This window comes from Reichenbachiella sp. (genome assembly GCF_965233835.1).
Taxonomy (GTDB): domain Bacteria; phylum Bacteroidota; class Bacteroidia; order Cytophagales; family Cyclobacteriaceae; genus Reichenbachiella.
The window spans coordinates 2,160,229-2,171,713 of record NZ_OZ247585.1 but is presented as its reverse complement, the minus strand read 5'-3'; the positions used below and the strand labels follow the sequence as shown (position 1 = coordinate 2,171,713).

11 protein-coding genes are annotated in these 11,485 nt (G+C 41.4%); 5 read left to right on the top strand and 6 right to left on the bottom strand.

What is annotated here, in order from left to right:
* Window positions 1-74: 74 nt before the first annotated feature.
* The 5 genes from ACO6S2_RS09350 to ACO6S2_RS09330 all read right to left on the bottom strand — a co-directional run bounded on the left by ACO6S2_RS09350 (window position 75) and on the right by ACO6S2_RS09330 (window position 4,244).
* Window positions 75-947: a DUF5777 family beta-barrel protein gene (locus ACO6S2_RS09350; RefSeq protein ID WP_422362235.1), complete on the bottom strand. Its 873-nt coding sequence runs from the start codon at window positions 945-947 to the stop codon at window positions 75-77.
* Between the two features lie 4 nt (window positions 948-951).
* Entirely contained in the window at window positions 952-1,491 is a 540-nt protein-coding gene (locus ACO6S2_RS09345; RefSeq protein WP_422362234.1) for a YceI family protein, read from the bottom strand.
* 3 nt (window positions 1,492-1,494) lie between these two features.
* Complete coding sequence (locus ACO6S2_RS09340; protein WP_422362233.1) at window positions 1,495-2,244, bottom strand: hypothetical protein; 750 nt, start codon at window positions 2,242-2,244, stop codon at window positions 1,495-1,497.
* Between the two features lie 96 nt (window positions 2,245-2,340).
* The gene (locus tag ACO6S2_RS09335) at window positions 2,341-3,591 is read right to left on the bottom strand and encodes a DUF819 domain-containing protein (RefSeq protein ID WP_422362232.1); all 1,251 of its coding nucleotides are present in this window, start codon (window positions 3,589-3,591) and stop codon (window positions 2,341-2,343) included.
* Window positions 3,588-4,244 (bottom strand): NUDIX hydrolase, encoded by a 657-nt coding sequence (locus ACO6S2_RS09330; protein ID WP_422362231.1) that lies wholly within the window; start codon window positions 4,242-4,244, stop codon window positions 3,588-3,590. Before ACO6S2_RS09330 ends, ACO6S2_RS09335 begins: the two co-directional genes overlap by 4 nt.
* Window positions 4,245-4,336: 92 nt before the next feature.
* Here ACO6S2_RS09330 and ACO6S2_RS09325 point away from each other — a divergent pair, with 92 nt between their 5' ends.
* The 5 genes from ACO6S2_RS09325 (at window position 4,337) to ACO6S2_RS09305 (ending at window position 10,245) form a co-directional block, all read left to right on the top strand.
* Complete coding sequence (locus tag ACO6S2_RS09325; RefSeq protein ID WP_422362230.1) at window positions 4,337-5,050, top strand: hypothetical protein; 714 nt, start codon at window positions 4,337-4,339, stop codon at window positions 5,048-5,050.
* A gap of 74 nt (window positions 5,051-5,124) precedes the next feature.
* Window positions 5,125-6,618 (top strand): helix-turn-helix domain-containing protein, encoded by a 1,494-nt coding sequence (locus tag ACO6S2_RS09320; RefSeq protein WP_422362229.1) that lies wholly within the window; start codon window positions 5,125-5,127, stop codon window positions 6,616-6,618.
* A gap of 1 nt (window position 6,619) precedes the next feature.
* The gene (locus tag ACO6S2_RS09315; RefSeq protein WP_422362228.1) at window positions 6,620-7,012 is read left to right on the top strand and encodes a hypothetical protein; all 393 of its coding nucleotides are present in this window, start codon (window positions 6,620-6,622) and stop codon (window positions 7,010-7,012) included.
* A 153-nt stretch (window positions 7,013-7,165) separates the two neighbouring features.
* On the top strand, window positions 7,166-8,923 hold the full coding sequence (locus ACO6S2_RS09310) for an arylsulfatase (protein ID WP_422362227.1): 1,758 nt from the start codon (window positions 7,166-7,168) through the stop codon (window positions 8,921-8,923).
* Window positions 8,924-8,967: 44 nt separating this feature from the next.
* Window positions 8,968-10,245, top strand: a complete 1,278-nt coding sequence (locus ACO6S2_RS09305; RefSeq protein WP_422362226.1) for an MFS transporter — start codon at window positions 8,968-8,970, stop codon at window positions 10,243-10,245.
* 346 nt (window positions 10,246-10,591) lie between these two features.
* On the opposite strand, the gene ACO6S2_RS09300 is transcribed toward ACO6S2_RS09305, so the two are convergent.
* Window positions 10,592-11,473, bottom strand: a complete 882-nt coding sequence (locus tag ACO6S2_RS09300) for an alpha/beta fold hydrolase (protein WP_422362225.1) — start codon at window positions 11,471-11,473, stop codon at window positions 10,592-10,594.
* Window positions 11,474-11,485: the final 12 nt, after the last annotated feature.

Sequence of the window (11,485 nt, the reverse complement as noted above, 5' to 3'; positions counted from 1 at the left end):
TTACATTCTTTTAATGATTGTCAAAGATTAGGAAAAAATGATGAAACCTGTAAGGTTTTTAAAACCATACAGATTTATTTTTTCGGGCTCAAATCAAACACCCTCGAGATATTAAATCCAATATGAATATCTCCATCTCCCCAGCTACCGGTGGTTTCTGAGATGAAGCCCTGCTCAATCATGGAACGCGAGTTAGTAAGATGGATTTGGAAGACATGGCCGCCAGTCTCAATGTCTACTCCAAATGATAAAGCATTGGTAACCTCCGGTCCTTTCTCTGTCATCTGAGGAAACCATTCGGCATTGATGGCCACTCTTTTGCTGATCTTGTACCGACCACCCACTCCTAAGGCAATCACATCATTGGGGTATTCTCCTGAGGGCACCAAATTTCTATGGATAAAAGTCGGCATGAACTGTAGCGACAAATTGGTATTCATCTTTCGTGAAACCAACAACTGGAACGTAGAATATAGGCGATCACTGAAGGGATGATCAATAGTGGGATCTGTAAATGCCCCATCACCAGTCTTAATAGCCAAACTTGTGAATGCCACTAAAGAAACGGGTACAGACTTCTCTCCTGTCCGCTGAATCAATATTTTATACTTCAGGGAACCATCTACAATTTTTTGATAAGACGAACGGCCAATCCCAACATTCAGTCGGTCGGTGATACCATAATCTAATCCCAATCGAATTTGAGAATCATCCAAACCATAAAACTGTTCTATGCCCTGATTGACTGTACCAAATCGATGAGAAATAACAAAATCCAGTATACCAGCAGAACGCATCTCAGTGGTCTGACCACTGATCAATCTTGTGCTTTTAAAAGTGGCCTCTACCTCCTGATTTTTTTCTCCATCATCCAACAATGACATGAGGTCATCTTGGGCAACCACGGAAAATGAGCAGAATAGAAAAAAAACTGTTATGCGTCTCATAAGTTTATTCGGTTAAAGGTTTGTATTCGAAGTGAACGGTTACTTCGACAGTATCAGCGATGTTGTAAAACAGCGCTTTGGGAATTTTAATTTTATATTCAGCTAAAGCCACAGGAAACACGCTGTCTACGATCAACTCATTTTGCAGAATAGTGAGTTGCGCGGGAATATCAACATTTTTAGTTACTCCATGGATGGTCAAATCACCGGAGGCCACTACTTGCCGCTCTCCTTCAAATGACTCCCAGTCTTTCACCTTGCCAGTAAAAGTAGCTTTGGGGTACTTTTCCGATTCCATATAATTCTCATTGAAATGCTCTTGCATCAGTGACTTTTTGAACTGAAATTGATTGCTCGGGATGGAGAAGGCAAACCCCCCATTGGACAAATCCATAGCGCTTTTAGATTGTTTGTTCACTGCTTCAATATCTTCAACTGGGGCACTGGAATAGAAATACACCCGACTTTGATCACTCACATACTTCTGAGCAAAAGTTGAAAATCCAAAAACGAGGAAAATAAATACTATGGTTGATTTTTTCATAACTCAATTGTTTAATCCGCCATCATCGACCCAACATACAATAGCCTCGATTTCTGTATCAGTCAGCACATCGTCTTTGGGCATATTGCCGCTGACAACTCTGGATTTTATTGATTCAGCGTTTGATTTTACATTATCAAACACCGTAAGGTTTACCCTTCCCGTTCCACTCACATGACAACCCGTAGTGGCACAGCTTCCTATAATAATGGGCTCCACGCTGTTTTCATAACTGATTCCAGAAAGCACCTTTATGCCTTTCACATTGATACACCCGGTTCCATCTTTTACACTTACCTGGTAGGTTCCTGATTCCAATCCGGAAAATGAAGTATCAGACCCGAAATCACCATTTTCAAATCGATATTGATAACTACCATCTCCACCAGAAGCGGCAATATCTATTGACCCATTAGCCGAACCACATCCAGCCGTAGCTGTAACTGTGGTAAAAGACACTGTATTTTCATCACCAGAGACTATTACTTCCAATAAAACCTCACAACCATTGGCATCCTTCACTTCAGCCAGAAAAGGTCCGCCTAGTGATACCCCATTAAACTCGGTCAAATCTTGAAACGGTGAACCATCGAACCGATACAAATAAGGTCCTTCACCTCCACTGGCTTCCAGGGTTATGGTAGCCCCTTCGTTGCAATCTGCATTTTCATTACCCGAAACAGTCAACTCCAAATCAGACAGGTTGCAATCCACCTCTTGATTGTCCGAACAAGCTAAAAGTACCGCTAACATTAATGTCAAAATTCCAATTCTCATAAGCATATAACAGTCAATACATGTACATACACGTATCTACGAGGTAAAGTTTTTATCTGGATTTAGTAAGTTTTAATTTATCGAAGCTGCCTGCATCAATAGACCACATAGATAGGCCGCATAAGTACCCAAGGTATACCCCAATACCGCCAACAAAACACCTACCGGCGCGAGTGATGGATGAAACGCCGCTGCTACCACGGGAGCAGAAGCCGCTCCTCCTACGTTAGCCTGACTTCCCACCGCCACAAAAAAGAATGGCGCTCTGATCAACTTTGCTACGCCTAACAGTAAAATTACATGTACTAGCATCCAAATGATACCTACCAAGAAAAGTCCTGGAGATTCAAAAATGGCCATGACGTCCATGTGCATACCAATAGTGGCAATAATGACATAAATGAATGCACTGCCTACTCGAGTAGAACCTACGCCTTCCAGGTTTCTATATTTGGTAAAAGAAAGGCTCAGTCCGATGGCTGTGGCAATTACAACAATCCAAAAGAATCCACTAGTCAAACTATAAGTAGCCAATTCTGGGTAGTTTGCTGCTAAATAGGGCGCTATGATATCACTGAGCAAATGAGCAATTCCAGTAGCTCCGGAGCCAATCGCCAGAATGGTCATAAAATCAGTGAGTGTGGGCATCTTGGCTATACTTGCGCTATACTCTTCTATTCTGGTTTTCACTTCATCTATGGCCGAGGCATCAGCCTTAAACATTTTATCAACCATTTTAGACTTTCCTGCACCAATCAAAATAACGGCCATCCAAACATTGGCCACAAGAATGTCAACAGTTACCATTTTCGAGAAGATCACATCCCCTACCTCAAAAACTTCCTTCATGGCCGCCTGATTGGCACTTCCTCCAATCCAACTTCCAGCCACAGTGGTCATACCACGCCATACATCTTCGGCACTTGCCCCAATCACATCAGGAGCAATCCATCCCATCACAAGCAACGCAATCGGTCCCCCAATCACTATACCCATTGTACCCGTGAGAAACATGATAATGGCTTTGGAACCTAATTTCTTAATCTCTTTGAAATTCGTGCTCAGCGTGAGTAATACCAAGGCTGCTGGTAGCATATATCTGGAAGCAACAAAATATAATTTTGAATTATTTCCGTCAATAATGCCCAATGAGTTGAATACTGACGGTAGGAAATAGCATACCAACACAGAAGGAAAGATGCCATAGAATTTTTTCCAAAAAGGATGAGAAGAAGCATTGGTCTTAAAAACAATCCCTAACAAAACCATTAGGAGTCCAAAGACCACGGCATCATTGGTGATCAAAGCGGTAGATTCATTCATTTCTTAATGTTTATGTTGTTTATAATGGTTGCAAATTCACTCAGGATCATAGCCGTAGCTCCCCAAACTACCTTTTCTTCAATATCAAAATAAGGTACATCCACATTGAGTCCACTGTAGAAAGTCATTTGCTTTTGTTTTCTTTTTGATTTGTCGTTCAAAACATTGATATCCGCAGTGACCAATTCCTCCACTTCTTTTTCTTCTAAAATGAACTGAGGAGCTTTTGATAATAAACCGATCACAGGTAAGATATTGAAATTGCTGGGTGGCACATAAAGTTCTGACAATTGGCCGATCACTTCGACCTCATTGATATCCACCCCTACCTCTTCTTGGGTTTCACGAAGTGCGGTATAAATCAAGTCACTGTCGTCGTCTTCATATTTACCACCAGGCAGCGCAATCTGGCCACTATGCACTCCTGGGTATTGTGGCCTTACAATCAGTGGAAACTTGATTTTATCTTGTTCCTGATAGAGTAAAATCATCACTGCGCTCTGACGTGCTTTTTTGGCGCTTTCTCTATCGAACCGTTGCGAGACATCAGGTAACGGAGCCATCTCCTTCTGCGCCTTCATACCCAAAGGCTCGGTCTTCAGAGCCGTTTTCAGTAATTCTACAAATGTCTGCCAGTTACTACTATCAATCAACTTTTAGGTATTTATCCAATTCAAAAAATAATTGCGGACTGACAAACATATCAAGATAATTATTAACTTAGTTCTACATCATTAAAAACCTTATGAGTGAACTTCCCTCCTACGTCAGTGGCGTATTTCTAGCCACAGTCGCTGCCACCTTTGGGTTCCTTTATTATGGTATCAAACTAGCCCAAAAATCCAAATCCAACAACAATGCCATCGTTGCTTCGACCTTTATTATGGTCTGGCTATTTTTAATTGCTCTTTTGGCACTTTACGATTTTTTTCTCGACTTTGAAGCTATGCCACCTAAGCTATTTTATGTGCTTCCACCTCCGATTATAGCCATTGTGGTTCTTCTGTCCATCAAAAGATCACGTGCCTTTTTGATGCGAATACCCATAACTACACTTACCTACCTTCACATTGTCCGGGTTCCCATTGAAATTGTGTTATGGTGGCTCGCAGGTAGTCAGCTGGTGCCATACCTGCTTACTTTCGAGGGTATCAATTATGATATTCTCTCTGGCGTATCCGCTCCTTTCGTAGCCATCTTTATGGTAGGCCTAAGAAGTAAAAGTCGTATTGGCGCTATTCTATGGAATTTCATCACCCTTGGATTATTGGTCAATATTGTGGCACACGCTATCTTGGCTGCACCTACTCCATTTCAAACATTTGCATTAGACCAGCCCAATATTGCAGTGTTCCACTTTCCATTTATTTGGTTACCAGGATTTGTAGTTCCCGCCGTCTTATTCGCTCACCTGGTGAGTTTGATGAAACTGCTGGCCAAAAGCGAAGAACTCAGGTAATTCTCTCTATTTTATTGAAAATCAATTTGAGAGATGGCAGAGACTGAAATTTCTGCTTATTTTGATGATTCATTATGGCATTGAATAAAGAATACGTCAAACTCATTTTTGGAATCAAGCTGAAGCAATTGAGGCAAAACCATTCGCTATCGCTTCAACAACTATCAGATCTTTCAGGTATTTCTGTTTCTTATTTAAATGAGATTGAAAAAGGTAAAAAATATCCCAAGTCAGAAAAACTCATCGCATTGGCAGACGCCCTAAAGGTGAAACCGACGGAGCTTAAATCTGAGGTACTCAACAAAAAATTAGCACCAGTCTCGCGACTTTTGCATTCTGGCATTCTCTCGGAGCTTCCGCTGGATTTGTTTGGACTGGAGTTGTCTAGGCTTTTGGATTTGTTATCCAACGCCCCATCCAAACTCAATGCATTTATTGGTACGCTCTTGGAGGTAAGTCGAAACTATGATGTACGTGTGGAGACCTTCTACTTCTCCGTATTACGTTCCTATCAGGAAATTCATGAAAACTTCTTCCCAGAGATAGAAGAAGCAGCAGAACAGTTTTCAGAAGAGGTGAGACTACTGGCTGGTAAGTACATTCCTGAGTCAGAGTTTGAAGACTACCTGACCGAAAAATACAACTACAAGCTGGTAAACAACGACTTCACAGAGCACTCCTCACTGAGCGACTTGCGAAGTTTGATGATCCAGGAGAAGCGCAGAAAGAAACTCGTACTTAATAGCGAACTGAGCCAAAGACAACGAGCTTTCTATCTGGCCAAAGAAGTAGGGTTCAATTACCTGAAGTTCAAGCAAAGAAACACTGCTACCCCTTGGGTGAAAATCGATAATTTCGATCAGGTATTGAATGACTTCAAGGCTTCCTATTTCGCCTCCTCGGTTTTAATAAACAGGAATAATTTCCTTCAGGATTTACAGGACTTTTTCTCCAGTGAACAATGGAATCAAAACATACTCATCGACACCATGCGCCACTACAATACCACACCAGAGATGGTGCTACAGCGCATGACCAATTTATTACCCGAGTACTTCGGTTTCCATGAATTGTTCTTCTTTAAATTCAATCATCGGCCTGGTACGGATCACTATCATCTAGGCAAGGAAATGCACCTATCCAGAACCAATCAACCGCGAGGCACCACGCTACAAGAGCATTTTTGTAGGCGGTGGAAGTTTATCACCATGCTGGACGAATTGGAAGAAATTCACAAGACCAAACCCGGTGAAATCATCGGCGGGGCACAGATCGCTCGCTACATCGATACGGGAGAAGAATTTTTATTGCTGTCTCTTGCTAAACCCTTCACCCCGACCAAAGGAATGAACAACAGCTTGGCCTTGGGTATCAAACTGGATGAAAAGGTGCGTAGCACAATTAAATTTCTGGGAGACACAGCCATCAAGACCCAGCTCGTGAATGACACCTGCGAGCGCTGCATGGCACAAAACTGTAAAGTCAGGGCTTCTCCTCCCTATGTCTACGAGCGCCTTAAAAAGGAGGAAGAAAGAAAACAAGTCTTAGAAAGCTTTAATCCTAAATAAGATGAACCTCTACTTCCTAACCGCCGGAATCCTATGTTTCATTCTAGGACTTATCCACTCTTTTTTGGGTGAGTTTTTGATTTTTAAAAACAAAAGAAAGAAGGGATGGCTTGTTCCGAGTCTGTCGAGTCCAGACCTCAAAGAGCGACACCTGCGCATCTTGTGGGCTACCTGGCATTTGGCTTCGGTATTTGGCTGGTGTATCGGTGCTATACTTATCCAGATTTCCGGTGACCCAAGTGATACAAACTCCTCACTTGCAACTTTCATTTTTGAATCATCTATGTATGCTATGTTCTTATCCTCTGGCCTGGTTTTAGTTGGCACCAAGGGCAGGCATCCTGGGTGGATTGTATTGGCGGTGATTGGATATTTGTTAATGATAGGAGGTTAACAACGGCCTTCGTGTGGACCCTTTTTCGAATCAAATCACAGAATTGGTTATATTGTATTTGAAACTAAGTCAACGTTCGCTAAGTACAATTCAAGCCGTGACGTTGACCACATGAATAAAAATTTGAAAATCCTAAACTAACAATACACGGCCATGAAGAGACACTTTATAATGCTTGGAGTTATCGGAATGTTAATAGTAACTGGATGTCAACCTCCACAACAAAAGGAAGAGTCCAAAACAATCCAAAATAAAAAACCAAATGTCTTAATCCTGCTAGCAGATGATATGGGTTATGGTGATATTGGTGTATACGGAAGCGAGATACAAACACCAAACGTAGATCAATTGGCCAAGGAAGGAGTTCAATTCACCAACTTTCACGTAGGGGCTGCTTGTTCACCCACGAGAACAATGCTTATGACAGGAGTAGATAATCATAGAGCCGGCCTTGGCAACATGACTGAAATTCAAGCTGACAATCAATTTGGTCAACCTGGCTATGAAGGTTATTTGAACGATGATGTTGTTTCTGTTGCAACCCGAATGAAAGATGGCGGATACAACACTTATATGGTTGGAAAGTGGCACTTGGGACACTCAGAAACGACCATTCCCTACGCAAAAGGTTTTGAGCGATCTTTTGCTCTTATGGAAAGTGGTGCTGACAATTGGGTAGAGCAACCATATGCACCAATGTATGATGCAGTTCATTATTTCGAAGACGACAAGCAAGTGAGTTTACCAACAGAAGACTATTATTCTTCCAACTATTACACTGACAAAATGATGAATTATATTGGTTCTGATAGGCAAGAGGGGAAACCATTTTTTGCTTATGTATCTTTTCAGGCGGTGCACTACCCTCATCAGGCACCAAAATCATACATTGACAAGTATAATGGCGTCTATGATGCCGGCTGGAAAGAACTAAGAATGAAGCGATTGGAAAGACAAAAAGAGCTTGGCATTGTTTCTAAAGATGTTAGTCTCAATTTTGACAATGCTGCTACTATTGAACCAGATTGGAAGATTTCGGATTGGGAATCACTATCAGATGAGGAGAAAAAATTCAATGCGAGAAGAATGCAGACCTATGCGGGGATGGTTGACAACATGGATTACAATATTGGTCGCCTGTTGAACTATTTGAAAGAGATTGGAGAATACGATAATACGGTTATCATTTTTCTAGCAGACAATGGCGCTGACCCCAATCAACTACCAACTAAGTCGGGCTTTGATGTGTGGTATAAAGAGAATTATGACTACGTAACTATAGAAGATTATAGTGGCGATTATTCTGCCATGGGACAAAAGGGTTCATTTGCTGACTATGGACCAGGTTGGGCTGCCACAGCAAACACGCCAAACAGTTTTTACAAGACTTTTTCAACTGAAGGAGGCATTAGAGTACCATTCATTGCGTGGTATCCAAAATCGCTGGAGGCCGGAAAAGTAACAAGCGAATTTGGTTTCGTCAAAGACATCGTTCCAACCATACTTGAAATTGCAGGAATAGATGGTAGCGGCAATACTTACAACGGAAAAGAGATCTATCCAATTACCGGAACAAGTATGTGGAGCTCACTAAATGGAAAAACAGAATCTGTACATGCAGAAGATGAAATAATTGGTTATGAACTGGCAGGCAGTAGCGCAGTATTCAAAGGCAATTACAAATTGGTTATCAATCCTAAAACGAAGGGAACCGGAGAATGGGAACTCTATGATATTGTAAATGATCCTTCTGAAATGTCCAATCTTGTTACGAAAATGCCTGAATTGGTTGAAGAGTTAAAATCAGCTTACAAAACGTACGAAAAAGAAAATGGCGTAGTACCTGTTCCAGAAGACTACGATGTACTTAAACAACTTGTTAAAAATGCAAAAAGAGGGGTTTCTCATTAATTTCAGTTTATGCAAGTGGTAAATACTATTGCCTACCATACGTAATGCATGATCATCACTCTAACAAGCCGAAGCGTTCTAAGCGGATATTTCAGCTGCTGCTATTGATCTTGGCGGGTGAATCTATTTTCTTTTTGCCCTTTGTTTTGGCTCGTGTTTTTAGACCGACATTTCTGGCAGTTTTTGAAATCACCAATCTGGAGCTCGGTACACTGTTTTCTGCCTACGGAGTTATTGCCATGGTCTCCTACTTTTTTGGTGGGCCATTAGCGGATCGATTCTCACCAGGTACCTTACTTGCGACTGCACTTACTGTTACGGGCCTAGGAGGTATAGTCATGAATTTCATCAGTTCTTATGCAGAACTTTCCTGGCTCTATGCTTTTTGGGGATTAACTACGATTTTGCTTTTTTGGGCAGCGCTACTCAAGGCTACCCGTATCATTGGCGGTGAAGATTTTCAAGCCAGAGCCTTCGGTTTACTCGAAGGAGGCCGTGGACTGATGGCTGCACTCGTAGGCACTATAGCCGTGGGTATTTTGGCCTTTTACCTTCCAGATCATGAATCACCTAGCTTGACCGAGCAACAATATGCTTTTCGACAGGTGGTGTTTTTCTTTTCCGGATGGGTGATTTTGGTCGGTATCCTAATTGCCATTTTCTTCAAAAACTCCACTCCCAGTTCCAATCCAACCACCAAACGAATCACCTGGCGTGAACTAAAACTGGTCATGGGAAAACAAGTCATTTGGTATCAGGCTATAATCATTGTCTGCGCCTATGTAGGCTACAAAGTGACTGATGACTTTTCGCTACTGGCGAGCGACATTCTGGGGTTCTCCGATGTAGCCTCCGCTCAAGTAGGCGCCTTGGCCCTTTGGATGCGTATGATCGCTGCCATCGTCGCTGGTTTTTTGGCAGATCGAATAGGTCAATCCTCTAAAGTCATCTCCTGGGGGTTTGGTATCATGATGATCAGTGGGTTAATTATCGGTAGTGGCTGGCTACCGGCCGATACACCCTTCTATTATCTCTTGATGATCATATCCAGTTGTCTAGGGGTATATGCCGTGCGTGGTTTGTACTTTTCACTGGTTCAAGAAGCTCACATTCCATTAGCACTTTCAGGAACTTCAATTGGCCTTATATCTGTCATAGGTTTCACTCCAGACATTTTCATGGGGCCATTGATGGGGTATTTCTTAGATAACTATCCTGGAGTCTTGGGACATCAATTTGTCTTTTTACTGCTGGCAGTCTTTTCCTTTATTGGTTGGATTGCCACTAAAAAATTCATATCAATCAAACCCTCTACTGAATAAGAATACCATAATTCAGGTATTGACCCATCACGGATATTGATCTAATTTCATAAAATATTACAATTAAACCTTAACCCCAGATATTATGAAAACGATCAAAATCCTATTTGCCATTTTAATTATGTATGGATGCAGCTCGTCAGATAGGCAGCCCTTACTTGCAGAAAATCATGGATCCGGAGCTTGTAAAGAATGTGGTTGCAGGTCATGGAGAGGAGATTCAGAAGAGCCAGAGCGGTGCATTAATATCCGAGTACCAACTAAAAAATTGTGTCAACACCTCTATTCACAACACAAATAAGCAAGGGTGTATCAAAATTAAAAAAGAGCTAACTAGAGCTCTTTTTTAATTTATTTTCTGTTTAAAATCTTTCAAAGCAAACGCTAAGAATTCGTTGAACTGTTTAGGCTGCTCCACCATAGGAAAATGACCGGTTTGGCTCATTTCAAAAACTCTAAAATCCAATCCCGTACTTTTCAAACCAACGGTATCGACCGGCGACATATCACTGGATATCAAAAAAAGTGGCACATTCAAATTCGTTAATCGCTCTTGTTCGGAATAGGGATAATCCAAATAAGTTTGAATAGCAGGAATAGAGGCCTCTGGATTAGCCATTTTATAGTCTTTCACAATTCTCTTTCTCACCAAGCTATCCGTTCCTTCAAAAATCAAGTACTGGTCCACATAAACTGCTGAATTGTTAGCAAAGTCAGCTCTGAGCCATTCTACAAAACCATCAGCTTCGGCCTTTAACTCATCATTCAACTTTTGTTGAACTTCTTTGTAGTTATCTACACCTACCAAAGCAATGACGCTTTCATTGTCTTGTGCAGCTTCCAAAATAATTCTACCGCCCATCGAATGTCCTATCAAGACTACTTTATCCAATTCAAGGTGATTGATCAATGCTTTGATATCATTCGCATAGGAGTCAATAGCATACGTTGGCTTCAGATTTTTAGAGCCACCAAAACCAGGTAGGTCTATGGCTACAATTTGATAATTTTCATGAAACTTGGCTTGCTGTTGGTCCCAATACGATTTATTGATGTTCCATCCATGAACAAATAGCAAAGTGACTTCTCCTTCACCCGAGATGTTGTAACTAATTTCTGATTGATCGGTCTTGAGCACTTGATTAGTATTTTGGTTCTGGTTTGTTTTGTTGGAATTACACGCGACTAAACACCATGTGACAAAAAGTAAACTTGAAATGAGTTTCATTATTTAAAGTTT

Bases quoted from the DNA above. Each gene is read 5' to 3' on its own strand.
- ACO6S2_RS09350 (WP_422362235.1), bottom strand. From the start codon at position 947: ATGAGACGCATAACAGTTTTTTTTCTATTCTGCTCATTTTCCGTGGTT.
- ACO6S2_RS09345 (WP_422362234.1), bottom strand. From the start codon at position 1,491: ATGAAAAAATCAACCATAGTATTTATTTTCCTCGTTTTTGGATTTTCA.
- ACO6S2_RS09340 (WP_422362233.1), bottom strand. From the start codon at position 2,244: ATGTTAGCGGTACTTTTAGCTTGTTCGGACAATCAAGAGGTGGATTGC.
- ACO6S2_RS09335 (WP_422362232.1), bottom strand. From the start codon at position 3,591: ATGAATGAATCTACCGCTTTGATCACCAATGATGCCGTGGTCTTTGGA.
- ACO6S2_RS09325 (WP_422362230.1), top strand. From the start codon at position 4,337: ATGAGTGAACTTCCCTCCTACGTCAGTGGCGTATTTCTAGCCACAGTC.
- ACO6S2_RS09320 (WP_422362229.1), top strand. From the start codon at position 5,125: ATGGCATTGAATAAAGAATACGTCAAACTCATTTTTGGAATCAAGCTG.
- ACO6S2_RS09315 (WP_422362228.1), top strand. From the start codon at position 6,620: ATGAACCTCTACTTCCTAACCGCCGGAATCCTATGTTTCATTCTAGGA.
- ACO6S2_RS09310 (WP_422362227.1), top strand. From the start codon at position 7,166: ATGAAGAGACACTTTATAATGCTTGGAGTTATCGGAATGTTAATAGTA.
- ACO6S2_RS09305 (WP_422362226.1), top strand. From the start codon at position 8,968: ATGCATGATCATCACTCTAACAAGCCGAAGCGTTCTAAGCGGATATTT.
- ACO6S2_RS09300 (WP_422362225.1), bottom strand. From the start codon at position 11,473: ATGAAACTCATTTCAAGTTTACTTTTTGTCACATGGTGTTTAGTCGCG.